Source organism: Ensifer sp. VA4 (assembly GCF_055710065.1).
This window is the reverse complement of the sequence record NZ_JBVQPO010000013.1, coordinates 22628-46949: the sequence shown is the minus strand read 5'-3', so window position 1 is coordinate 46949 and position 24322 is coordinate 22628. Positions and strand designations below refer to the sequence as shown.

The 24322-nt window shown below is 64.1% G+C and carries 21 protein-coding genes; 14 read left to right on the top strand and 7 right to left on the bottom strand.

Annotated features, from left to right (window positions below; translation table 11 throughout):
- Nucleotides 1-72 precede the first annotated feature (72 nt).
- Nucleotides 73-936 (top strand): D-alanyl-D-alanine carboxypeptidase family protein, encoded by an 864-nt coding sequence (locus tag AC0C6X_RS22450; protein WP_173516824.1) that lies wholly within the window; start codon nucleotides 73-75, stop codon nucleotides 934-936.
- A gap of 344 nt (nucleotides 937-1280) precedes the next feature.
- Here AC0C6X_RS22450 and AC0C6X_RS22445 read toward each other — a convergent pair whose 3' ends face one another.
- The 5 genes from AC0C6X_RS22445 to AC0C6X_RS22425 all read right to left on the bottom strand — a co-directional run bounded on the left by AC0C6X_RS22445 (nucleotide 1281) and on the right by AC0C6X_RS22425 (nucleotide 5454).
- Nucleotides 1281-2327, bottom strand: coding sequence for a quaternary amine ABC transporter ATP-binding protein (locus tag AC0C6X_RS22445; protein WP_173516823.1), 1047 nt, complete (start codon nucleotides 2325-2327; stop codon nucleotides 1281-1283).
- A complete protein-coding gene (locus AC0C6X_RS22440; RefSeq protein WP_173516822.1) occupies nucleotides 2320-3231 on the bottom strand; it encodes an ABC transporter permease in 912 nt (303 codons plus the stop codon). The genes AC0C6X_RS22445 and AC0C6X_RS22440 overlap by 8 nt, the downstream gene beginning before the upstream one ends.
- Before the next feature lie 294 nt (nucleotides 3232-3525).
- Nucleotides 3526-4524, bottom strand: a complete 999-nt coding sequence (locus AC0C6X_RS22435) for an ABC transporter substrate-binding protein (RefSeq protein ID WP_173516821.1) — start codon at nucleotides 4522-4524, stop codon at nucleotides 3526-3528.
- Nucleotides 4525-4863: 339 nt separating this feature from the next.
- Entirely contained in the window at nucleotides 4864-5229 is a 366-nt protein-coding gene (locus tag AC0C6X_RS22430; RefSeq protein ID WP_472955226.1) for a hypothetical protein, read from the bottom strand.
- Between the two features lie 81 nt (nucleotides 5230-5310).
- Nucleotides 5311-5454 (bottom strand): hypothetical protein, encoded by a 144-nt coding sequence (locus tag AC0C6X_RS22425; protein ID WP_173516819.1) that lies wholly within the window; start codon nucleotides 5452-5454, stop codon nucleotides 5311-5313.
- 250 nt (nucleotides 5455-5704) lie between these two features.
- On the opposite strand from AC0C6X_RS22425, the gene AC0C6X_RS22420 reads away from it, so the two are divergent.
- The 7 genes from AC0C6X_RS22420 (at nucleotide 5705) to AC0C6X_RS22390 (ending at nucleotide 16147) form a co-directional block, all read left to right on the top strand.
- A complete protein-coding gene (locus AC0C6X_RS22420; protein WP_472955224.1) occupies nucleotides 5705-7162 on the top strand; it encodes a cobyric acid synthase in 1458 nt (485 codons plus the stop codon).
- A 156-nt stretch (nucleotides 7163-7318) separates the two neighbouring features.
- Nucleotides 7319-7951 (top strand): class I SAM-dependent methyltransferase, encoded by a 633-nt coding sequence (locus AC0C6X_RS22415; protein ID WP_472955222.1) that lies wholly within the window; start codon nucleotides 7319-7321, stop codon nucleotides 7949-7951.
- A 681-nt stretch (nucleotides 7952-8632) separates the two neighbouring features.
- Nucleotides 8633-9157 (top strand): bifunctional adenosylcobinamide kinase/adenosylcobinamide-phosphate guanylyltransferase, encoded by a 525-nt coding sequence (gene cobU / locus AC0C6X_RS22410; protein ID WP_173516816.1) that lies wholly within the window; start codon nucleotides 8633-8635, stop codon nucleotides 9155-9157.
- 3 nt (nucleotides 9158-9160) lie between these two features.
- Entirely contained in the window at nucleotides 9161-10225 is a 1065-nt protein-coding gene (cobW, locus tag AC0C6X_RS22405; RefSeq protein WP_173516815.1) for a cobalamin biosynthesis protein CobW, read from the top strand.
- 103 nt (nucleotides 10226-10328) lie between these two features.
- Nucleotides 10329-14816: a cobaltochelatase subunit CobN gene (cobN, locus tag AC0C6X_RS22400; protein ID WP_472955220.1), complete on the top strand. Its 4488-nt coding sequence runs from the start codon at nucleotides 10329-10331 to the stop codon at nucleotides 14814-14816.
- A gap of 159 nt (nucleotides 14817-14975) precedes the next feature.
- Nucleotides 14976-15620: a cob(I)yrinic acid a,c-diamide adenosyltransferase gene (gene cobO / locus AC0C6X_RS22395; RefSeq protein ID WP_247960114.1), complete on the top strand. Its 645-nt coding sequence runs from the start codon at nucleotides 14976-14978 to the stop codon at nucleotides 15618-15620.
- A gap of 77 nt (nucleotides 15621-15697) precedes the next feature.
- Entirely contained in the window at nucleotides 15698-16147 is a 450-nt protein-coding gene (locus tag AC0C6X_RS22390; protein ID WP_472955218.1) for an EamA family transporter, read from the top strand.
- A gap of 511 nt (nucleotides 16148-16658) precedes the next feature.
- Here AC0C6X_RS22390 and AC0C6X_RS22385 read toward each other — a convergent pair.
- Nucleotides 16659-17444: a TSUP family transporter gene (locus tag AC0C6X_RS22385; RefSeq protein WP_247960112.1), complete on the bottom strand. Its 786-nt coding sequence runs from the start codon at nucleotides 17442-17444 to the stop codon at nucleotides 16659-16661.
- Between the two features lie 520 nt (nucleotides 17445-17964).
- Between AC0C6X_RS22385 and AC0C6X_RS22380 the strand changes: the two genes are divergently transcribed.
- The 6 genes from AC0C6X_RS22380 (at nucleotide 17965) to AC0C6X_RS22355 (ending at nucleotide 23250) form a co-directional block, all read left to right on the top strand.
- Entirely contained in the window at nucleotides 17965-18429 is a 465-nt protein-coding gene (locus AC0C6X_RS22380; RefSeq protein ID WP_246304296.1) for a cobalamin biosynthesis protein, read from the top strand.
- Nucleotides 18430-18559: 130 nt separating this feature from the next.
- Entirely contained in the window at nucleotides 18560-19399 is an 840-nt protein-coding gene (gene cobA / locus AC0C6X_RS22375; protein WP_472955469.1) for a uroporphyrinogen-III C-methyltransferase, read from the top strand.
- Nucleotides 19396-20697 (top strand): cobyrinate a,c-diamide synthase, encoded by a 1302-nt coding sequence (locus AC0C6X_RS22370; protein WP_173516809.1) that lies wholly within the window; start codon nucleotides 19396-19398, stop codon nucleotides 20695-20697. Before cobA ends, AC0C6X_RS22370 begins: the two co-directional genes overlap by 4 nt.
- 8 nt (nucleotides 20698-20705) lie before the next feature.
- Nucleotides 20706-21725, top strand: coding sequence for a threonine-phosphate decarboxylase CobD (cobD, locus tag AC0C6X_RS22365; protein ID WP_173516808.1), 1020 nt, complete (start codon nucleotides 20706-20708; stop codon nucleotides 21723-21725).
- Nucleotides 21726-22697, top strand: coding sequence for an adenosylcobinamide-phosphate synthase CbiB (cbiB, locus tag AC0C6X_RS22360; protein WP_173516807.1), 972 nt, complete (start codon nucleotides 21726-21728; stop codon nucleotides 22695-22697). It begins immediately after the preceding gene.
- A 163-nt stretch (nucleotides 22698-22860) separates the two neighbouring features.
- The gene (locus AC0C6X_RS22355; protein ID WP_376741654.1) at nucleotides 22861-23250 is read left to right on the top strand and encodes a L,D-transpeptidase; all 390 of its coding nucleotides are present in this window, start codon (nucleotides 22861-22863) and stop codon (nucleotides 23248-23250) included.
- 248 nt (nucleotides 23251-23498) lie between these two features.
- Here the strand turns inward: AC0C6X_RS22355 and AC0C6X_RS22350 are convergent, their stop codons facing one another.
- Nucleotides 23499-24236 carry a helix-turn-helix domain-containing protein gene (locus AC0C6X_RS22350; protein ID WP_173516805.1) on the bottom strand — a complete coding sequence of 246 codons (738 nt, stop codon included), beginning with the start codon at nucleotides 24234-24236 and terminating at the stop codon, nucleotides 23499-23501.
- Nucleotides 24237-24322: the final 86 nt, after the last annotated feature.

Sequence of the window (24322 nt, the reverse complement as noted above, 5' to 3'; positions counted from 1 at the left end):
CATGCCTTCCATAATTCGATCACGATTTTCGTCCCGAGGTCGTTCGATAGCGTCGAAACGAGAAAACACGATATGCAGTCCCTTATCCGTATGGTCGCGTCTGCCGCGGTCTCCGTGAGCCTGCTGCTTGGCAGCGTTTCCTTTGCTGCCGCCGGACAGGCGCATTTTGTCGTCAATGCCGAGACCGGCTCGATCCTCGAGGCCGACAATGCGGACGAACTGAACTTTCCGGCGTCGCTGACGAAGATGATGACGATCTATCTCGCCTTCGAGGCGCTGAAGAACGGCACGCTCAAGTGGGACCAGAAACTGACGGTATCGGAACATGCCAACGGCCTGGAGCCGTTCAAGCTGGCGGTCGGCGCCGGGCGCCAGATCACCGTGCGCGAAGCGGTCATGGGCATGGTCGTGCTTTCGGCCAATGATGCCGCGGTCGTCATCGGCGAGACGCTTGCCGGGAACGAGCCCGCCTTCGGCGAGATGATGACCCGCAAGGCCAAGGCGCTCGGCATGAGCCGCACGGTCTTCAAGAATGCCAACGGCCTGCCGGACCCGGCCCAGGTGACGACGGCGCGCGACATGGCGACGCTGGGTCTGGCGCTGATGCGCGACTTTCCCGAGGAGTTCCAGCTCTTCGCCAACAAGACGATCGAATTTCGCGGCATGAAGCTGCGCGGCCATAACAACGTGATGAAGCGTTACGAGGGCGTCGACGGTATCAAGACCGGCTATACGGACGCGTCCGGCTACAATCTCGTCACCTCGGCCAAGCGCGGTGGCACCCGCCTCGTCGCCGTCGTCATGGGCGGCAAGACGGCGCAATCGCGCGACGACGACATGATCGCGCTGCTCGACAAGTTTCTGCCGCCGAAGGAGGCCGCAAAAGCCGCAAGCGCTGTCGAACCGGTTGCGGCGGCCACCATGACGACGAATTGACGAAAGCTTCGTCTGAGGGTGTTGCGGGCTCTGACAGCTTCCAATCGGCTGAAAGCTTGCCCCTCTCCTCGGGTTTAACCCGAGGACTAACCCTCTCCCCGCAGGCGGGGCGAGGGGACGAGGGCGACGGGAACCGCCAGTGACAAGAGGCCAGTGATAGAGCGAACGCAGGAAACGGCCGCGCTCATTGCCTTTGTAGCGATTAGAAGCGGCTGTCCCGTCATGGGTGGGCGTGTTGAGTTGAAACGCGGCGTCACCGCGAGTCCCTTCTCCCCGTCGGGACGGGGAGAAGGTGCCGGCAGGCGGATGAGGGGCAGTTTGCTGCTCCAAGCCGCGCTATCGCATCACGCCGCTGCGCGATCCTCGTGGCTCACCGGCGTGACCATGGCGGCGATGACCGTGGAAAGGTCGAGCGCACCGATCGGGCGGCCATTGCTATCGACGACATGGGCGCTCGCGACGCGGGCGGCGGTCATCGTCCGCGCCGCCGCTTCCAGCACCGTGCCGGCCGCAAGCGGCACGCCGTCGGCATTGCCGGAAAGCGGACGCATGATCGTCTCGACATTGATCACCCGGCCGCGGTTCACTTCCTTGACGAAAGCGGTGATGTAGTCGTCGGCCGGCGAAAGCACGATCTCCTGGCCGGTGCCCTGCTGCACCACCCGGCCATCGCGCAGGATGGCAATCTTGTCGCCGAGGCGCAGCGCCTCGTCGAGGTCGTGGGTGATGAAGACCACGGTCTTCTTCAGCTCCTTCTGCAGGTCGAGAAGCACGGTCTGCATGTCGACGCGAATCAGCGGATCGAGCGCCGAATAGGCTTCGTCCATCAGCAGGATGTCGGCATCGTTGGTGAGTGCGCGGGCGAGGCCGACGCGCTGCTGCATGCCGCCTGAAAGCTGGTTCGGATAGTGGTTCTCGAAGCCCTTGAGACCGACGCGCTCGATCCAGCGTCGGGCGCGCTTTTCGCTCTCCTTGCGCTCGATGCCCTGGATTTCCAGGCCATAGACCGTGTTGTCGAGCACGGTGCGGTGCGGCAGCAGCGCGAACTTCTGGAATACCATCGCCGTCTTGTGGCGGCGAAATTGCCGGAGGTCGGCGTCGTTCATCTTGCAGACGTCGACGCCGTCATAGAGCACTTCGCCTGCGGTCGGGTCGATCAGCCGGTTGATGTGGCGAATCAGCGTCGACTTGCCGGAGCCCGAGAGACCCATGACCACCATGACGCCGCCGGCGGGCATGTAGATGTTGATGTCCTGCAGGCCGAGCACGTGGCCGTGCTTCTCGTTGAGCTCGGCCTTGCCCATGCCTTTCTTGACGGCGTCGACGAAGTCGCCGCCGCGGGGGCCGAAGATCTTGTAGAGGTTCTTCACCTCGATTGCATGACTAGCCATGGATAACCTCCGAGTGCTTCTGCAGCCGCTTGCCGAAGGCCTGGCTGGTACGGTCGAAAATGATGGCGATACCGACGAGGGCAAAACCGTTGAGGAAGCCGACGGTGAAGAACTGGTTGGCGATTGCCTGCAGCACGTTCTTGCCGAGGCCGCCGACGCCGATCATCGAAGCGACGACAACCATCGCCAGAGACATCATGATGGTCTGGTTGATGCCGGCCATGATGGTCGGCAGAGCCAGCGGCATCTGCACGTTCTTCAGTTTCTGCCAGCCGGACGAGCCGAAGGCGTCGGCCGCTTCCAGCACTTCCTTGTCGACGAGGCGAATGCCGAGATTGGTCAGCCGGATCATCGGCGGCACGGCGTAGATGACGACGGCGATCAGGCCCGGCACCTTGCCGATGCCGAAAACCATGACGACGGGGATCAGATAGACGAAGCTCGGCATCGTCTGCATGACGTCGAGGATGGGATTGACGAAGGCCTGCACCCGGTCCGACCGCGCCATGAGGATGCCGATCGGAATGCCGATCAGGATCGAAATCAGCGTGCAGACCGTGACCATCGCCAGCGTGATCATCGTGTCGTTCCAAAGCCCGACAAGGCCGATGACGATCATCGACAGCGCCGTTCCGATGGTGACGGCCATGTTGCGGCTGCCGAAATAGACGATCGCGACCATGGCGGCCAGGATCACGATCCAGGGCGAACCGACGAACAGGCTTTCGAGATAATTCAGGAACCATTGAAGCGGTTGCACCACCGTATCGATGGCGTTTCCGTAGGATCGAACGAAGCTCTTGAAACCGTCGTCGACGGTCTTGCGTGCCAGGCGGATCGTGCTGTCGTCAATGGCAGGGAACTTGCAGAGCAAAGCTGGCAAGACACTGCAGATGGATGCCATATGTTTCCCCTTCTTGGCCGGAAGTCTTTTATCGAGCCGGCTGCGTCCCGACATCGACTGGCGTCGAGTCCTGCGCACACTGCGAGTGGCCTCTTTGGGCCCGGCCTTTAGACTGTGTCAGCGAAATGTGGCGCCCGCTTTACTGTTTGCGACGCGGACGGCCATGCTTCGCCGCCTCTGGAACGATGCGCCCCCGAAGGGAACCCGCAAGGGCGCTGCATTGTTCCGTTCCGCAGGATCATGCCGGAACGGAAAGGCGGCCGTCATCGACGGCGCGCCTGCCATCATGACGTATCAGAGCGCCGCCTTGACCTTCTCGGCCACTTCCGGGCTCACCCACTGCGTCCACATGTCAGGGAATTCTTCGAGGAAGTGCTTGGCCGCATCCTCGTTGGTGCCCTGGTTCTGATCCATCCAGGCAAGAACCTTGTTGACCGTGCCGTTGTCCCACTTGCGCGCCTTGACGTAATCCATGGCGACGCTGGCCTTTTCGGCGAAGGACTTGGTCACGACCGTGAAGACATCCGAGACCGGGTAAGAGTTGACCTTCGGGGCCGGGCAGTCCGGAACGGCCGTGCAGGAGTCCCATTCGGCCTTGTCGTGGTCGACGCCGAAGGAGAGGCGGGTCATGTCGTATTTGCCGAGGATCGCGGTCGGCGCCCAGTAGTAGCCGAGCCAGCCGGTCTTCTTTTCGAAGGCGTTGGCAATCGAGCCGTCGAGGCCGGCGGCCGAACCGGTGTCGACCAGGACGAATCCGGCCTTTTCCGCATCCAGCGCCTTATAGAGATTGGCGGTCGAAACCTGGCAGTTCCAGCCGGACGGGCAATTGTGCACCGCGGCCTTCGTCGGGTCTTCCGGCGCCGGGAAGAGCTCGGGATGTTTCAACGCGTCCTGTACGGTCTTGATGTCCGGGTGCGCGTCGGAGAGGAACTTCGGGATCCACCAGCCTTCGACGCCGCCTTCGCTGAGGATCTTTGCGGCCTCGATCAGCCGGCCTTCCTTGATCGCCGCGTCGAGCGGCGTGCGCACGGCGTTGACCCAGAGCTCCGGCGCCATGTCGGGCTGCGCCTTTTCATTCATCGAGGCGAAGGTCGGCATGGTGTCGCCGGTGACCAGCGTCACGGTGCAGCCGTAACCGTTTTCGAGAATGAACTTGTCCACCTGGGCGGCAACGCCGGCAGAAGCCCAGTTCATTTCGGCAATGCTGACTTCACCGCATTCCGCGGCCTGCGCGGAACCCGCCAGGGCATAGAGGCCCGCCGCGAGAATGGTGGAAGCGAGGAGTTTCTTCATGTTGCAAGACCTCCCAGTCTTTTTTGCAGCCAATATCCAAACGGGAATCCACGGCGGATGCAGGACATCCTCCGCCACCCGGAGCAACTGTGCAGCCTGAGGGTTCGGCATCAAACAAGCCAAGGTTCACCCTTGCTGCGGACGGTGTGGGAGTTCGTTTTCAGCCCTGGCCGCGGAACCCTGTCGCCAGCCAATCTCCTCTTATACCGCCAGCCAAGCCTAAGTATTCTCGCTGGGAAATCAACCTCTTCAATCGGAAGGTCGGGTCGCGATCATTTCTCGCGCGTTCTGTCTGCGACATGGTCGAAGGGCGTTTTATGAGCGTGGGAAGGGTCGAATTTAAGCAATAGCGACAATTCCTGCCGCAAAAGACGGCGCTATGCGCCGCGCGATCGGGAAGCCTGTCGAGATCCTGACTTTTCCTATCGTGATTGCGCCACGGAGATTGGCGCGCATGTCGCGAAAAAAAATCGAAAAATGCCGGAATTCATCTTTGATTAAATCCTCAATAACCATCCGGTAACGATGTCCAGCTAATTGTTCTCTCGCGGCGGGGGAACTGCCGCGGGTCCGGATCAGGTAGAGCGTCCCGGGCTTCGAGCGAACCTTCGGTGCGTTACTCCGAAGTGACCAGGTGTTTTTTGGCGGCCGCATCCCTCTGTCGAGGTTGATGCGGCCTTCGCATTTCTGGGCCATCGTCGGCATAAAAAAACCGCCCCTGATGGGGCGGTGGGAGGAAGCTCTGGGAGGGGAGCCCGAGGGGCGAAGAATGCCCCGGTCGCGGGGTCAGCCGACGTTCGACGTGCGGATGACGCCGAGCGGGCCGAAGGGTGCGTCGGCCACGAGGTTGCGCACGCGCGACTGGCTGTTCGGAACCTTGGAGTTCCAGGCGATCTGAACGAAATTGGGTTTGCTGAAAATGTACAGCATGGACGTGAACCTTGAGAGGCCGGAGGCCTATCCTCCGGGGCTTGTTGTGCTGGCGGTGATATAGGTGTGCGCCGCAAAAAAATGAATGCCAAACTCGCCATGCCATGTCGCATTTTGGCCATCCGCCGCGGCGTTTTCGACAAGCCCTGCGACGGCGCGAAACATTGCGTGAGCGCCCTAGCTCGATTGCGGCGAAATCGTGTCGAAACAGACCTTTGCCACTGAGCGTTTCAGTGTTACCGATCGCCCCATGACACGCAGGATCATGTTGCAGGGAACCGGCTCGGATGTCGGAAAATCGGTACTGGTGGCGGGGCTCTGCCGGCTCGCTGCCAACCAGGGCTTGAAGGTCCGTCCGTTCAAGCCGCAGAACATGTCGAACAACGCCGCCGTTTCCGACGATGGTGGCGAGATCGGCCGGGCGCAATGGCTGCAGGCGCTGGCTGCGCGCGTGCCGTCGTCCGTGCACATGAATCCGGTGCTCCTGAAGCCGCAGTCCGACGTCGGCAGCCAGATCGTCGTCCAGGGCAAGGTGGCCGGCCAGGCGAAAGGTCGGGAATACCAGGCGCTCAAGCCCAGGCTGCTTGGCGCGGTGATGGAGAGCTTCGAGCAGATTTCGGCCGGCGCCGATCTCGTGGTGGTGGAAGGCGCGGGCTCGCCGGCGGAAATCAACCTCAGGGCCGGCGACATCGCCAATATGGGCTTTGCGACCCGCGCCGGCGTGCCGGTCGTGCTCGTCGGCGATATCGACCGCGGCGGGGTGATCGCCTCGCTCGTCGGCACGCATGCGATCCTGCCGGAGGAAGACCGGCGCATGGTCGCCGGCTATCTCATCAACAAGTTCCGCGGCGACGTGACGCTGTTCGACGACGGGATTGCCGCCGTGAACCGCTTCACCGGCTGGCCCTGCTTCGGCGTCGTACCCTGGCTCAAGGCAGCGGCACGGCTACCGGCGGAAGATTCGGTCGTGCTGGAGAAACTGACGCGGGGCGAGGGACGGGCATTGAAGGTTGCGGTGCCGGTGCTGTCGCGCATCGCCAATTTCGACGATCTCGATCCGCTTTCGGCCGAACCCGAGATCGATCTCGTCTTCGTTCGGTCGGGCCATCCGATCCCTGACGACGCCGGCCTCGTCGTCATTCCCGGGTCGAAATCGACGATCGGCGATCTCATCGATTTCCGGGCGCAGGGCTGGGACCGCGATCTTCAACGCCATGTGCGCCGCGGCGGCCGGGTCATCGGCATCTGCGGCGGCTACCAGATGCTCGGCCGGCGCGTGACCGATCCGCTCGGCATCGAAGGCGGCGAGCGGGAGGTCGAGGGCCTGGGACTGCTCGACGTCGAAACCGAGATGGCGCCGGAAAAGACCGTGCGCAACAGCCGTGCCTGGTCGCTGGAGCACGACGTGGCGCTCGAGGGCTACGAGATCCATCTGGGTAAGACGCAAGGCGCGGATTGCGACCGGCCTTCCGTGCGCATCGACGACCGCGCCGACGGGGCGCTTTCGACCGATGGCCGGGTGATGGGCACCTATCTGCACGGCCTGTTTTCGAGCGACGCCTATCGCGCAGCACTCCTGAAAAGCTTCGGCATCGAAGGCGGCGCCAGCAACTACCGCCAGTCGGTGGATGCCGCGCTGGACGATGTGGCGGGCGAACTGGAGGCGGTGCTTGACCGGCGCTGGCTCGCCGGGTTGCTCGGACGCTAACCGAATGCCTTGCCTCAGTCGTGCCGAGCGGTCGACTGGGTGAGCGGCGCATCGGCGGAAAGCCATACAGCTTTCGCTTTTCCGCTCTAGAATCGTCGAGAAGGGTCGAGAAGGAAGAGAGTTCGGCAGCCGCCGTGCAGGGAGGCAGGTGTTTCAATGCAGGACGAAAACACGCGGGCGCACTGGGATAATGCCTACCAGACGAAGGGCGAGGCGGGGGTTAGTTGGTTCGAGGATACGCCGGCGATTTCCCTCGATCTCATCCGCAGGCATACGGCAATTGCTTCTGCTTCGTCGTCGCTGATCGATATCGGTGGCGGCGCCTCGCGGCTGGTGGACGCATTGCTTGACGAGGGCATGAAGACGATCACCGTGCTCGACCTGTCACCAGCGGCCCTGGAGACGGCCAAGGCAAGGCTTGGGTTGCGGGCTGATGACGTGCAATGGGTTGCCGCCGATGTGACCGAGTGGGAACCGGATCGAAGCTACGACATCTGGCACGATCGCGCCGCTTTTCACTTCCTGACCGAACCGGAAGACAGGGCCGCCTATATCGAGCGGCTGACGGCGGCCGTGGCGCCCGGCGGGCACGCGATCATCGCCACCTTCGCCCCCGACGGGCCGGAGCGCTGCAGCGGCCTGCCGGTGGTGCGCTACGACCCGGCGGCACTGGCAGAGGTCATCGGGCCGTCGTTCCGTCTGGTCGAGCATGTGATGCACCAGCACAGGACACCGTGGAACTCGACCCAGGCCTTCCAGTTCAGCGTGCTCCAGCGGGTGGGCGGCTAGTTCATCGCTGCGCCGACAAATCGTCACGCGGCGCAACTCGGTGGCCAAGGTGTCGCAAGCGTCGATTGACTTTGCGCTGCCCGCTTCCTAATCATCTGACGTTGGATGGTTTCCCCGTGTCGTGGCGACATGGGGGAATAATTGGGAATGTGACGGATGGACCCAAATCGGGCATCCTTATCGCAGCCGACCCCGCGACTGTAGAACGGTCAGGGTTCGCCATCGGGCTCGAAGCTTAGATGTGCCGGCGATTGCATGGGGCAATCGCGGCAAATCGGAAACGAGCCGGAAAAGCCACTGGCGTGGCATCGTGATCAGCCGGGTTGGACGCCTCTTCTTCTACGAATCGTCCGCCCTTCACGATACCGCCCACAGCGCCGCGCGTCGGAGACGACGCGCAAAGGTTCGCTGTGGCACTGGAAAACGCCGGGAAGGTGAGGCGGGCCGCTCGGGTCCTGACATCGGAACCTCGCCCTCACGGGCGAGGCGATGCGGGAAGCCGTGACGCCGTGAGCCAGGAGACCTGCCATCCGGCATGGGCATTCCGCCCGAGGAGACCCGTGGTCTCCAACGCCATCACGGAGGTTGTTTTGGCTCTCAGATATTTTCCCGACCGCGCCGCCGGCGCGCCGAACGATCGTTGCCATCTGCCGCTGACCTTGGCGTGTTGAGGCGGCGGCGATGAGCAATTCCAGCGCCGGACCCGTTCTTGTCCTCGGCGGCGCCCGTTCCGGCAAATCCAGCTTTTCCGAGAGGCTCGTCGAAGCGTCCGGGCTCACCATGCATTATGTCGCGACCGGTCGCGCCTGGGACGACGAAATGCGCGAGCGGATCGACCATCACAAGGCACGCCGCGGCGAAGGCTGGACGACGCACGAAGAGCCGCTCGATCTCGTCGGCACCCTCAGGCGCATCGATGACCCCAATCATGTCGTGCTGATCGACTGCCTGACGCTCTGGGTCACCAATCTCATGCTCGAAGAGCGCGACATGGCGGCGGAGTTCGCTGCCCTTGCCGCATATCTCCCCGAGGCGCGGGCGCGCCTCGTTTTCGTTTCCAACGAGGTCGGCCTCGGCATCGTGCCCGAGAACCGCATGGCGCGCGATTTTCGCGACCATGCCGGCCGGCTTCACCAGATCGTTGCGGAGAAATCCGCTGAAGTTTACTTTGTCGCGGCCGGTTTGCCGCTGAAAATGAAGGGTTAATCCATGACCACTGCGAGAGCCAGCCACGGCAAGATTCCGGCGACCGTCATCACCGGCTTCCTCGGCGCCGGCAAGACGACGATGATCCGCAACCTGCTGCAGAACGCCGACGGCAAGCGCATCGCGCTGATCATCAACGAGTTCGGCGATCTCGGTGTCGACGGCGACGTCTTGAAGGGCTGCGGTGCCGAGGCCTGCTCCGAGGACGACATCATCGAGCTCACCAATGGCTGCATCTGCTGCACCGTCGCCGACGATTTCATCCCGACCATGACGAAGCTGCTCGAGCGCGAGAAGCGCCCGGACCACATCATCATCGAAACCTCGGGCCTCGCTTTGCCGCAGCCGCTGGTCGCCGCCTTCAACTGGCCGGATATCCGCAGCGAAGTGACCGTCGATGGCGTCGTGACGGTGGTCGACAGCGCCGCCGTTGCCGCCGGCCGCTTTGCCGACGATCACGACAAGGTCGATGCGCTGCGCGTCGAGGATGACAATCTCGACCACGAAAGCCCGATCGAGGAGCTCTTCGAGGACCAGCTTACCGCCGCCGACCTCATCGTTCTCAACAAGACCGACCTGATCGACGCCTCGGGCCTGAACTCGGTGCGCGAGGAAGTGGCCTCCCGCATCAGCCGCAAGCCGACGATGATCGAGGCGAAGAACGGCGAAGTTGCCGCCGCCATCCTGCTCGGCCTCGGCGTCGGCACGGAAGGCGAAATCGCCAACCGCAAGTCGCACCACGAGATGGAACATGAGGCGGGCGAGGAGCACGACCATGACGAATTCGACAGCTTCGTCGTCGAGCTTGCTTCGGTCGCGGATCCGGCTGCCTTCATCGACCGCCTGAAGGGCGTGATCGCCGAACACGACGTTCTGCGCCTCAAGGGCTTTGCCGACGTGCCCGGCAAGCCGATGCGCCTTCTGATCCAGGCGGTGGGCGCCCGCATCGATCAATATTACGACCGCGCCTGGGCGGCCGGCGAAAAGCGCGGCACGCGCCTCGTCGTCATCGGCCTGCACGACATGGATGAGGCGGCGGTGCGCGCTGCGATCACCGCGCTCGTCTAGATCATTGCTTGAGTGAAATGATCTAACGTATTGAAATGATGCAGTTCCGGACGGAAGTCGCTATCGGCGTTTTCGTTCGGGATTGCCCGAACGGACAAAACGAATGCATCTGCTTCTCGCCCAGAAAGGAACGATTGCCGACGGCAACGAGGCTATCGACCTGGGGCAAACGCCGGCCGACATCCTGTTTCTCTCGGCCGCCGACACCGAGCTTTCCTCGATCGCCGCCGCCCACGGCCGCCGCGACGGCGGCCTTAGCCTGCGCATCGCCAGCCTCATGAGCCTGATGCACCCGATGTCGGTCGACACCTATGTCGAGCGCACGGCGCGCCACGCGAAGCTCATCGTCGTTAGGCCGCTCGGTGGGGCCAGCTATTTCCGCTATCTGCTCGAAGCGTTGCATGCCGCTGCGGTCACGCACCGTTTTCAGATCGCCGTGCTGCCCGGCGACGACAAGCCGGATCCGGGACTCGAACCTTTCTCGACGGTTGCGGCCGACGATCGCCAGCGGCTCTGGGCCTATTTCACCGAGGGCGGCGCCGACAATGCGGGCCTGTTCCTCGATTATGCCGAGGCGCTGGTCATAGGTGCGGAGAAGCCGCAGCCGGCGAAGCCGCTCTTGAAGGCTGGCATCTGGTGGCCGGGCAGGGGTGTGATCGGGGTTTCGGAGTGGTTGCAGGCCGTTGGTGGGGATCTACCCCCCTCTGTCCTGCCGGACATCTCCCCCACAAGGGGGGAGATCGGGGATGCGAGCGCTCGCTCCGAGGTGGGCGCGAATCCTGAGGCTCGCACTGGGCAGACCGATTTGCCCGTTGCCGCCAAGTTGAGCGGTGCGACTGCTGCTGTTACATTAACCGCCGAGCTCAGTCTTGGGTCGAGCGCTCACCCCCAGCCAATCTCCCCCCCTGTGGGGGAGATGTCCGGCAGGACAGAGGGGGGTAGTTCCACCACAAACGCGACGCCCACCGCTAAAATCTCTGCCGATCTGAATTCTGCACCGAGCGCTCACCCCCAGCCAATCTCCCCCCTTGTGGGGGAGATGCCCGGCAGGGCTGAGGGGGGTGACGCCTCCACAAACGCGACGCCCAAGAATACGCTTCCCACCATCGCCATCTGCTTCTACCGCGCCCTCGTCCAGAGCGGCGAGACGCGGCCGGTGGAGGCGCTGATCGATGCGTTGGCGCAAGAAGGTGTGCGCGCGCTGCCGGTCTTCGTGTCGAGCCTCAAGGATGCCGTCTCTGTCGGCACGCTGCAGGCGATCTTCGCCGAGGCAGCACCCGACGTGGTGATGAACGCCACCGGTTTCGCCGTCTCGTCGCCCGGCGCTGACCGGCAGCCGACGGTACTGGAATCGACGGGCGCGCCGGTGTTGCAGGTGATCTTCTCCGGTTCGTCGCGGGCGCAATGGGAAGCCTCGCCGCAAGGGCTGATGGCGCGCGATCTCGCGATGAATGTCGCGCTGCCGGAAGTGGACGGCCGCATTCTTGCGCGGGCCGTCTCCTTCAAGGCGACGTCGATCTATGACGCCAAAGTCGAGGCCAACATCGTCGGGCATGAGCCGCTCGAAGACCGTGTGCGCTTTGCCGCCGGCCTTGCCGTCAATTGGGCGAAGCTTCGCCGCGCTAGGCCTGCCGAACGCCGCATCGCCATCGTTATGGCCAACTATCCGAACCGCGACGGCCGCCTCGGCAATGGCGTCGGGCTCGACACCCCCGCCGGTACCGTCGAGGTGCTTCGCGCCATGGCGCGCGAGGGATATGCGGTCGGGGAGATTCCTGCCGATGGCGACGCGCTGATGCGCTACCTGATGGCCGGGCCGACCAATGCGGCGAGCCATGATCGCGAAATCCGCGAGCGAATTTCGTCAAGCGATTACAAGGTTTTCTTCGATTCGCTTCCGAAACGGATTCAGGATGAAGTGACCGATCGCTGGGGTGCGCCCGAGGCCGATCCCTTCTTCCTCGACGGCGGCTTCGCGCTGCCGCTCGCCCGCTGCGGCGCGGTTGTCGTCGGCATCCAGCCGGCGCGCGGCTACAACATCGATCCGAAGGAAAGCTACCACTCGCCGGACCTCGTGCCGCCGCACGGCTATCTCGCCTTTTATGCCTTCCTGCGCCAGCAGTTCGGTGCGCAGGCGATCGTGCACATGGGCAAGCACGGCAATCTCGAATGGTTGCCGGGCAAGGCCTTAGCGTTGTCGGAGACCTGCTATCCCGAGGCGATCTTCGGGCCGCTGCCGCATATCTATCCCTTCATCGTCAATGATCCGGGCGAAGGCACCCAGGCGAAACGCCGCACCAGCGCCGTCATCATCGACCACCTGACGCCGCCGCTGACGCGGGCCGAATCCTACGGGCCGCTCAAGGATCTCGAGGCCCTGGTCGACGAATATTACGACGCCGCCGGCGGCGACCCGCGGCGGTTGCGGCTCTTGAGCCGCCAGATCCTCGATCTCGTGCGCGACATCGGTCTCGACAGCGACGCCGGCATCGACAAGGGCGACAGCGACGACAAGGCCTTGGAAAAGCTCGACGCCTATCTCTGCGACCTCAAGGAGATGCAGATCCGCGATGGCCTGCACGTCTTCGGCGTGGCGCCGGAGGGGCGGTTGCTGACCGACCTGACAGTCGCTTTGGCCCGCGTGCCGCGCGGCCTCGGCGAGGGCGGTGACCGGAGCCTGCAGCGGGCGATTGCGGCGGATGCGGGGCTGAGTGGGGTGGCCGCGTCCGTTCGGGCATCCTCGGCGGGTGGTGCACCCCCCTCTGTCCTGCCGGACATCTCCCCCATAAGGGGGGAGATCACGGATGCGGGCGCTCGTTCCGCAGCAAACGGTGTTGAAGGAGGCCCTGAGGACGGCCAAAGTAGAACTGCTGTTTCTCAGGGCACAACAGGCGTTGACGTTGGCTTGGGAACGAGCGGCAGCCCCACGCCGATCTCCCCCCTTGTGGGGGAGATGCCCGGCAGGGCAGAGGGGGGTAGCCTCACGGAAATAGAGGGGGACAACGCCACAGGAGCAGACGGAGGTATCCCGCCCCACGCTCACCCCTTCGATCCGCTCGATTGCGTCATGTCGGACCCCTGGACCGGTCCGAAGCCAACAATCCTCGCCAACCTCTCCGACGCTCCCTGGCGCACCGCAGGCGATACGGTCGAACGCATCGAGCTGCTCGCCGCAAAACTCGTCTCGGGCGAACAGATCTGCCCGCAGGACTGGGCCAACACCCGCGCGGTGCTCGACGAAATCGACACACGCCTGAAACCCTCGATCTCCGGTTCCGGCGCGGCCGAAATGACCGGGTTCCTCACCGGTCTCGACGGCCGCTTCGTCGCTCCCGGTCCTTCCGGCGCGCCGACTCGCGGCCGGCCGGACGTGCTGCCGACGGGGCGCAATTTCTATTCCGTCGACAGCCGCGCCGTACCGACGCCGGCGGCCTATGAGCTCGGCAAGAAATCGGCCGAACTCCTGATCCGCCGCTATCTGCAGGATCATGGCGAATGGCCGTCGTCCTTTGGGCTGACCGCCTGGGGCACGGCGAACATGCGCACCGGCGGCGACGATATCGCCCAGGCGCTTGCGCTGATCGGCGCGAAACCCACCTGGGACATGGTCTCGCGCCGGGTGATGGGCTATGAGATCGTGCCGCTCGCCGTGCTCGGGCGGCCGCGCGTCGACGTCACGCTGCGTATCTCCGGTTTCTTCCGCGATGCCTTCCCGGACCAGATCGCGCTCTTCGACAAGGCGATCCGCGCCGTCGGCGCACTGGAAGAGGACGATGCCGACAACATGATCGCCGCGCGCATGCGGGTAGAAGCCCGGCGGCTGGAGGCGGAAGGTGTGGAAACCGCAGAGGCTGCCCGTCGCGCCTCCTACCGCGTCTTCGGCGCCAAGCCCGGTGCCTATGGCGCCGGGCTGCAGGCGCTGATCGAGGAGAAGGGCTGGGACAGCCGCGCCGATCTCGCCGAAGCCTATCTCACCTGGGGTGCCTATGCCTATGGCGCCGGCGAGGAGGGCAAGGCGGAGCGCGACCTCTTCGAGGAACGCCTGCGCACCATCGAGGCGGTGGTGCAGAACCAGGACAATCGCGAGCACGACTTGCTCGACAGTGACGACTACTACCAGTTCGAGGGCGGCATGAGTGCCGCTGCCGAACACTTGGGCGGCTCTCGGCCGGCGATCTACCACAACGACCATTCGCGGCCGGAAAAGCCCGTCATCCGCTCGCTGGAGGAGGAGATCGGCCGCGTGGTCCGGGCCCGCGTCGTCAATCCCAAGTGGATCGATGGCGTCATGCGCCACGGCTACAAGGGCGCGTTCGAGATCGCCGCAACGGTCGATTACATGTTCGCCTTTGCCGCGACCACGGGGGCCGTGCGCGATCATCATTTCGAGGCCGCCTATCAGGCCTTCATCGTCGACGAACGGGTGGCCGACTTCCTGCGCGACAAGAACCCGGCCGCCTTTGCCGAGCTTGCCGAACGCTTCCTCGAAGCAATCGACCGCAATCTTTGGACCCCGCGCTCGAACTCGGCGCGATTTGAACTTGCCGATATCGGCAACGCCGCGATCCGGCTTCGGGCCGGCAACGAATAGAGCGGTTCCGGGCAGCGGTTTTCCGTCCGGAATTGCTTGGAAGCAAAGACCTGGTTCCGTTTCGCTGTTCAGTGCAACGCGGAACTGAACGAAGGCGGGATGAGGAAAAGCGCGTGCGGTTTTCCGCCCGCATCCCGTTGATTTGGTAAGGGAGTTATCATGAGCGACGAGACGACGAACAGCGGCGAAGCCCCGGCCGAGAAGGATGATGCCCGCCACGCCATGAAGATGGCGAAGAAGAAGGCGGCGCGCGAAAAGATCATGGCGACGAAGACGGATGAGAAGGGCCTGATCATCGTCAACACCGGCAAGGGCAAGGGCAAGTCGACCGCCGGCTTCGGCATGATCTTCCGCCATATCGCCCACGGCATGCCCTGCGCCGTCGTGCAGTTCATCAAGGGTGCAATGGTGACCGGCGAACGCGAGCTGATCGAGAAGCATTTCGGCGACATCTGCCAGTTCTATACGCTCGGCGAGGGCTTCACCTGGGAAACGCAGGACCGCGCCCGCGACGTGGCGATGGCCGAAAAGGCCTGGGAGAAGGCGAAGGAGCTGATCCGCGACGAGCGCAATTCGATGGTGCTGCTCGACGAGATCAACATCGCGCTGCGTTACGACTATATCGACGTCGCCGAGGTCGTTCGCTTCCTCAAGGAAGAAAAGCCGCACATGACCCATGTGGTGCTCACCGGCCGCAACGCCAAGGAAGACCTGATCGAGATCGCCGACCTCGTCACCGAAATGGAGCTGGTCAAGCATCCGTTCCGCTCCGGCATCAAGGCGCAGCAGGGCGTGGAGTTCTGATGAGCCAGAGCTGGCAGCCCTACAGCGCCGCGCGTCCGCAGGACGCGCAAAGGTCGCTGTAGCACTTTGAGTGCTGCATGATTTCGCCCTTAAATCGGCTTGCCGATTTAAGGAACCATGCAGGGGCATTGCTATCGGCCGTGTTCGCTGCCCTGACGGCGATTTTCGCCAAGGTCGGCGTCGCGCAGATCAATTCCGATTTCGCGACGCTGATCCGCACCGTCGTCATTCTTTTCGTGCTCGCCGGCATCGTGGTGGCCACCGGTCAGTGGCAAAAGCCCTCGGAGATCCCGGGCCGCACGTGGCTGTTCCTGGCCCTGTCAGGCCTTGCCACCGGCGCCTCCTGGCTTGCCTATTTCCGCGCGCTGAAGCTCGGCGACGCCGCACGCGTGGCGCCGATCGACAAGCTCTCGATCGTCATGGTCGCGATCTTCGGCGTGCTCTTCCTCGGCGAGAAGCTCAACCTGATGAACTGGCTGGGCGTCGTGTTCATTGCTGCGGGAGCGTTGCTGCTGGCGGTGTTTTGAACTTGAACGCGCCTGCCGTCCGCGAATTTGTTCACCGAATGCCCGCCTCAATGCAACCGGCCCTTGAAGGGGCTCTTGGAAGCACGCATATAGTTGCTCCACATAGTTTAGATTGCGGGTGAAGCTTGAAAACCGTTGCTAGAGTTGCGTTTGCTGTCGCATCGCTGTTCCTGATCGCATCATGCAGTGAAACCGGCTCATCCCAAACGACCAGGAGCAGCGCATCCGCAGTCGAGAAGGTAGAAAAAGCAAAGGCGGCTCCCACGCCAAAGATGAGCCGAAAGCAACGAGCCGAGGCCGAAGCCGAGGCAAAGGCGCGCGCCGAAGCGCGCAGCCCTCGGCAATGCAAGACCCCCAAACAGATTTGTGGCTACGGCGCGGGGCCAGCAGGCGAAGAATGCTCATGCTGGTCAACCACAGGCGCGCCCGACGTTGGCCTGACGGTCAAGTGACGTTCGCATAAGTCGCGGCCCCGTTCTAATCTCGGCGAGCCGGGAACGCGCGCCTGGCCTCAAAGCCCCAGCCAGATCCTCAGGGGATGCGACGGATCGGCCAGCAGCCGGGTCGCAAGCGCAATCGAGACGACGATGAGCAGCGGCTTGATGATCTTGGCGCCCTTGGCCATGGCGTAGCGTGAGCCCACCTGGGCGCCGAGGAATTGGCCGACGCCCATCAGCAGACCCACTTTCCAGAGGATGGCGCCGAAGGACAGGAAGACGGCGAAGGCGCCGATATTGGAGCCGAAGTTCAGGAACTTCGTGTGCGCCGTGGCCTTGAGCACGCCGAAGCCGGCGAGCGTCACGAAGCCGAGCATGAAGAAGGAGCCGGTGCCGGGGCCAAAGACGCCGTCGTAGAAGCCGATCAGCGGCACGAGGGTGAGCGTGAACACGAAGGGCGTGATGCGGCGATGCTGGTCGACATCGCCCATGTTCGGCTTCAGGCCGAAATAGAGCGCAATGGCGATCAGCAGGAATGGCAGCACAGCCTTCAGGACGTCGCCGGGAACGACGGTTGCGAGCAGCGCGCCGAACACCGAGCCCAGCGCCGACATCAGCGCCATCGGCAATTGCTCCCTGAGGTTGACGTGACCGCGCCGCGCATAGGAGAGGCTTGCCGAGCCGGAGCCGAATAGCGACTGCAGCTTGTTGGTGCCAAGCGTCTGCAGCGGCGGGATGCCGGCGATCAGCATGGCGGGAATGGTGATCATGCCGCCGCCGCCGGCAATCGAATCGATGAAACCGGCAATGAAGGCGGCAGCGAACAGGAAGACGAGCAGGTGGAAGGCGAGATCTTGCACGGGAGGGACTCGGGGAGGAGCTGTCAGGAGGGCTTTTCCGCCTTGTGTCAGAGCCGGGCGCGATTTGCAAAGCCTTCTGTTGTGGCGGCGCCGTGGCTGCAGCTTGCAAAAGAGCAAAACGCCCAAGGATTCAAAACCTTGTTCTGAGTCGCTGCGTTTTCGGATGGGGTGCCGGCGATAGAGCGGCGGCCGGAAGAGGCTGTCATCGCGATAGGTGTGCGGGTAGCCGTCTCCTCCAATCGCGACATGACGATGGCGCAATCCGGTTTGACCGGTCTCACGCGCTCCGGTAAAAATGACGGATATGCGACGGCGTCCGCTTTGGCGGACTGAAAGAGCATCCGGTGCGGCCGACCCAAGCAGGGGGCCTTCAGCCGGTGCTGTCCAGATCGGTTCGGAACAGTCTGTTCCAGCCGGCGCTTCGTTAAGGAGAACCGACGAAGGGAGCCGGCCACCGATGCCATCGGCTAGGGGATCAAAGCAATTCCAGCAAAAGTGTGCAGCGGTTTTGCGTCCGGAATTGCGTGAAAATAACGCGCTGGTCGAGACGACGAAAGCAGGGGCCGGGCTGGTGCTCGGGCTCGGCTGCGAGCGGCGAACGCCAGCCGACGAAGTGATCGCGCTTGCTGAGCGCGCCTTGGCTGCCGCCGGTGCGGCGCCTGCGGATCTCCGGCTTGTCGCCTCGCTCGATGCCCGCGCCGAGGAGCCGGCGATCCTGGCGGCGGCGAAACATTTCTCCGTTCCGGCGGCTTTTTACGACGCGGCCACCCTCGAAGCCGAGCTTCATCGGCTCGCCAACCCCTCCGAGATCGTTTTTGCCCATACGGGCTGTCATGGCGTTGCCGAAGGTGCCGCGCTCGTCGGCGCCGGGGAAGAGGCCGTGCTGATCGTGCCGAAGATCGTCTCCGCGCATGCGACGGCGGCGCTTGCCGGCCCATCGAGAGATGCGGCAGCGCGCGTGCCGGCGGCGGCCGAGGTCGCCTGATGCGCGCTTATGTTGTTGAATTGAATCAATCTTTTGTCCGGGTTTGTTCTAAAATGGAATCCGGTTCTTCGCAGATCGAGTTAGGGGCACCGGCAAGCGGTGCCGGTATACAGGGTGGGCAGCACGAATGATCGACGACCTCTTTGCCGGATTGCCGGCGCTCGAGAAAGGTTCGGTCTGGCTCGTTGGTGCCGGTCCCGGTGATCCCGGTCTCCTGACCTTGCATGCGGCCAATGCGCTGCGCCAGGCGGATGTGATCGTGCATGATGCGCTGGTCAACGAGGATTGCCTCAAGCTCGCGCGGCCGGGCGCCGTGCTCGAGTTCGCGGGCAAACGCGGCGGCAAACCGTCGCCGAAACAGCGCGACATCTCGCTGCGGTTGGTCGAACTGGCGCGTGCCGGCAACCGGGTGTTGCGCCTCAAGGGCGGCGACCCCTTCGTCTTCGGCCGTGGCGGCGAAGAGGCGCTGACGCTTGTTGAACATCGGATCCCATTCCGCATCGTGCCGGGCATCACCGCGGGCATCGGCGGGCTTGCCTATGCCGGCATTCCCGTCACCCATCGCGAGGTCAATCACGCGGTCACCTTCCTCACCGGCCACGATTCTTCCGGCCTGGTGCCGGATCGCATCAACTGGCAGGGGATTGCCAGCGGCTCGCCCGTCATCGTCATGTACATGGCGATGAAACATATCGGCGCGATCACCGCCAACCTCATTGCCGGCGGGCGCTCGCCGGACGAGCCGGTCGCCTTCGTCTGCAATGCCGCAACGCCGGAACAGGCGGTGCTCGAAACGACGCTTTCGCGCGCCGAGGCCGATGTCGATGCGGCCGGGCTGGAGCCGCCGGCGATCGTCGTCGTCGGCGAGGTCGTGCGGCTTCGGGCGGCACTCGACTGGATCGGCGCGCTCGACGGGCGCCAGCTTGCCGCCGATCCCTTTGACAATCGCATGCGCAGGAACCCGGCATGAGCGGGCTGCTGATCGCAGCACCCTCGTCAGGCTCGGGCAAGACGACGGTAACGCTTGGGCTGATGCGCGCGCTGAAGAAGCGCGGTGTCGCGATCGCGCCGGGCAAGGCCGGTCCCGACTATATCGATCCCGCCTTCCATGCGGCGGCAACGGGCGAACCCTGTTTCAACTACGATCCCTGGGCGATGCGCCCGGAACTGCTGCTTGCCAATGCCTCACAGGCGGCCGCGGGCGGCCGCACGCTGATCGTCGAGGCGATGATGGGTCTGCATGACGGTGCCGCTGACGGCTCGGGAACGCCTGCGGATCTCGCGGCGACGCTCAATCTTGCCGTCATTCTCGTTGTCGATTGCGCCCGCATGTCGCATTCGGTCGCCGCACTCGTGCGCGGCTACGCGGATCACCGCAGCGATATCAGGGTGGTTGGCGTCATCCTCAACAAGGTCGGCAGCGATCGGCACGAGAAGATGCTCTGCGATGCCCTGGAGCGGGTGCGAATGCCCGTGTTCGGCGTGCTCAGGCAGGACAATGCGCTCAAGCTGCCGGAGCGTCATCTCGGCCTCGTGCAGGCGGGCGAGCATGGCGCGCTCGAAGGCTTCATCGAGGCCGCCGCAGCGCGGGTCGAGGCGGCATGCGACCTCGATGCCATCAGCCGCGCTGCAGCGATCTCTCCACGTGGATCGGCCGCGAATATCGAGCGGCTTCGCCCGCTCGGTCAGCGCATCGCCGTGGCGCGCGATATCGCCTTTGCCTTCTGCTACGAGCACCTGCTGTTCGACTGGCGGAGCGCCGGCGCCGAAATCTCGTTCTTCTCGCCTTTGGCCGACGAAGCGCCGGCTCCGGCCGCCGACGCCGTCTATCTGCCGGGCGGCTATCCGGAGCTGCATGCGGGGCAGTTAAGTGCAGCTTCAACCTTCCGTTCCGGCATGCATTCCGCTACCGGGCGAGGAGCCCGGATCTTCGGCGAATGCGGAGGCTATATGGTGCTCGGCGAAGGGCTTGTCGCCGCCGATGGCGTACGCTACGACATGCTCGCCCTGCTGCCGCTGGTAACCAGTTTTGCCGAGCGCAGGCGGCACCTCGGCTATCGCCGGGTCGTGCCTGTCGACAACGCCTTCTTCGATGGACCCATGACGGCGCACGAATTCCACTATGCGACCATCGTCGCCGAAGGTGCTGCCGACCGGCTGTTTTCGGTGAGCGACGCGGCCGGCGACGATCTCGGCCATGCCGGCCTGAAACGCGGCAACGTCGCCGGGTCCTTCATGCACCTCATCGATATCGCGGGTGCGCCATGAGCGCCGGAATGAGCGCACCGATCGTTCACGGCGGCGGCATCACCGAAGCCGCAGCGCGCTTCGGCGGCCGGCTCGAGGACTGGCTCGATCTTTCGACCGGCATCAATCCATGCCCCGTTGCCTTGCCCGAGGTACCCGAGCGCGCCTGGCATCGGCTGCCCGACCGGCAGACGGTCGATGCGGCGCGGCTGGCGGCCCAGGAATATTACCGCACCAATGGCGTGCTGCCGTTGCCCGTGCCCGGCACGCAGTCGGTGATCCAGCTTTTGCCGCGTCTCCTGCATGAAAACGGGAAGACGCCGGCAAACAGCCGCGTCGCGATCTTCGGGCCGACCTATGGCGAATATGCCCGCGTGCTGTCGGCGTCCGGCTTTGCCGTCGATCGCGTCGACAATGCCGATGCCCTCGGCGCCGAGCATGGCCTGGTCATCGTGGTGAACCCCAACAATCCGACCGGCCGTGCCTTCGTCCCAGCTGATCTCCTGGAACTGGCCGCGCGGCAGCGCGCGAGCGGCGGACTGCTGCTGGTCGACGAGGCCTTCGGCGATCTGGAGCCGGACCTGAGCGTCGCCGACCATGTGCGCGGTGAGGGCAACCTCATCGTCTTCCGCTCCTTTGGCAAGTTCTTCGGGCTTGCCGGTTTACGCCTTGGTTTCGTCATCGGCAGCGAGCCGGTCCTTGCTGCGTTTGGCGATTGGCTCGGCCCCTGGGCCGTGTCCGGTCCGGCGCTGATCATTTCCCGCGCGCTGATGCAGGGCGATACGACAGCGATTGCGGCCGGCATTCGCGAGCGGCGCGCCGGCCTCGATGCGGCCCTGGATGGGGCAGGGCTCAAGCGGATCGGCGGCACCGGGCTTTTCGTGCTGGTTGAGCACCCGAGGGCGGCTCTGCTGCACGAGCGGCTCTGCGGAGCACATATTCTGACCCGCAAGTTCGACTATGCGCCAACCTGGCTCAGGATCGGTCTTGCGCCGGATATGGCGGGTGACCGGCGGCTGGCGGATGCGCTTGCCCGGATGGAACTCTGAATGTCCAGCACCATCCTTCTCGTGCTCGCGCTGGCGCTGGTGATCGACCGGCTCGTCGGCGATCCGGACTGGCTGTGGGCGCGCCTGCCACATCCCGTCGTCTTCTTCGGCAAGGCGATCGCCTTCTTCGATGATAGGCTGAACCGCGAGGATCTGGCGGACGGCGCGCGCAAGTTTCGCGGCGTCGTCACGATCGTGCTGCTGCTCGCGGTCAGCGCCTGGCTCGGCCATCTGCTGCACCGCCTGTTCGCCGCCTTCGGCCCGTTCGGTTTCCTGCTGGAGGCGATGCTGGTCGCCGTCTTTCTGGCGCAGAAGAGCCTGGCCGATCATGTCCGCCGCGTCGCCGAGGGCTTGCGGCAAGGCGGGCTCGAAGGCGGGCGGAGTGCCGTTTCGATGATCGTCGGCCGCGATCCGAAGACACTGGACGAGCCGGCGGTCTGCCGCGCGGCGATCGAAAGCCTCGCCGAGAACTTCTCCGACGGTGTGGTGGCGCCCGCCTTCTGGTATGCGGTCGCCGGATTGCCCGGTCTCATCGCCTACAAGATGCTGAACACGGCCGATTCTATGATCGGCCACAAATCGCCGAGATATCTGCACTTCGGCTGGGCTTCGGCGCGGCTCGACGATCTCGCCAACCTGCCGGCAGCAAGGCTCTCGGTCCTGCTGATCGCCGCCGGCGCGCTGATCCACCGTGGCGCGCGCGCCGCCAAGGATGCGCTCGTTGTAGCCCTTCGCGACCACGGCCTGCACCGCTCGCCGAATTCCGGCTGGCCGGAAGCGGCGATGGCCGGCGCGCTCGATCTGCAGCTTGCCGGCCCGCGTATCTATGGCGGCGTCAAGGTCAGCGAGCCGATGATCAACGGTCCGGGTCGCGCTGTCGCGCGAAGCGAAGATATCGATGCCGGCATCGCCGTATTCGATGGCGCCTGCACGGTGATGACTGTTGTCGTCCTGGCCGTCGCGATGATTTGATCGTTTCGGCGGAACCCGTCCCGCGAAAACGAGTTCCGCGTTAGGATTGTTTGATACTCGGCCGGTTATTCTCTTCGGACGTCTGGTTCCGCCGGTTAGCGTTCGTCATCCCGGAGAGAGAAGCATGCGGAATGCATTATTGACCGTGCTCGTCGCCGTTCTGATGCAGTTTCCCGTTCAGCCCCTGAACGCCGCCAATCTCATTGCCGACATCAGCCTGTCCTCGCAGACCATGGTCGTCAGGCAATACGGCATCGTCATGTATCGCTGGAAGGTCTCGACCGCCCGCAAGGGCTATGTCACGCCGCGCGGCAGCTGGAAGGCAAAATGGCTCTCGCGTTACCATCGCTCGAGCAAATACGACGATGCGCCCATGCCCTATGCGGTGTTCTTCAAAGGGGGGTATGCGGTCCATGCCACCTACGACATCAAGCGGCTCGGCCGCCCGGCGTCGCATGGCTGCGTGCGGCTGCATCCGAACAATGCTGCCGAGTTTTTCGCCCTGACGCGCCAGCATGGGTTGGCGAATACGCGTATCGTCATCACGCGCTGACGGCACTGCCCATGCTGTCTCGTCCAGTTCGCTGACGGGATTTGCCCCTCATCCGGCTGCCGCCACCTTCTCCCCGCAGGCGGGGAGAAGGGACGCATGGCGCCGCCTTGCACCACGCTACTGTGGAGAAGGTGAGGCCAACAGCGAGCTCGTTCCCTCTCCCCGCCTGCGGGGAGAGGGTTAGGGTGAGGGGCAATCCCGCTCAAAAAGACATGAGGAGCAGCGTCGCAACGACGCCGAGCGCCGCATCAGTCGATGCCGGCTACATCCATCAGCCGGTCGAGGCTCGGCACGGTGACGTGGCGGCTGTTTTCGATGCGGATGACGTTGTCCTTGCGCAGCTTGGTGATCTGCCGGCTGACGGTTTCGATCGTCAGGCCCAGATAGTCGGCGATGTCGGAGCGGGAGAGCGGCAGGTCGAATTCCTTCGCGGCTCCCTGTTCCGGATCGATATGGGTGGCGATGATATAGAGGAAGCTCGCCACCTTCTCCTGGGCGGTCTTGCGCCCGAGCGTCAGCATCCAGTCGCGCGCCTCGTCGAGTTCCTTCAGCGCCTGCTCGTGCAGCCGGTGTTCGAGACCCGGCGCCTCGGAAACGAGCCGCTCGATGACGGTGCGCGGGAAGCAACAGATGTCGGTGTCGACGGCCGCTTCCGCCGTCAGGGCGCTTTCGCGGGTGAAGGGGCGGCCCATGAAGTCGGGCGCAAACTGCAGGCCGACGATCTGCTGCCGGCCATCGGCCAGAACCTTGCTGAGCTTGACGACGCCGCTGATGATGTTGGCATAGCTGTCGGTCGTTTCGCCCTGGCCGACGACTTCGCGGCCGGGCTCGATGCTGCGGCGGGTCGAGTGGCGGCTGAGGTCGAGCAACTGGTCCGGGGTGAGCGTTCCGCAAACGCCGCCGTGACGCGCCTCGCAGGCCACGCAGACGGTCGGAATGTCCGAGTTATGGATATCCTTGCGGCGATGTTCGTTCACGATCTGCAATTCTTTCTACCTGCATGTCGTTGCTCTCTGGAATGGACCAAAGAGGATGCAGGTCGTTAAATCAAGAGTTGACAGGTGCCAATTCC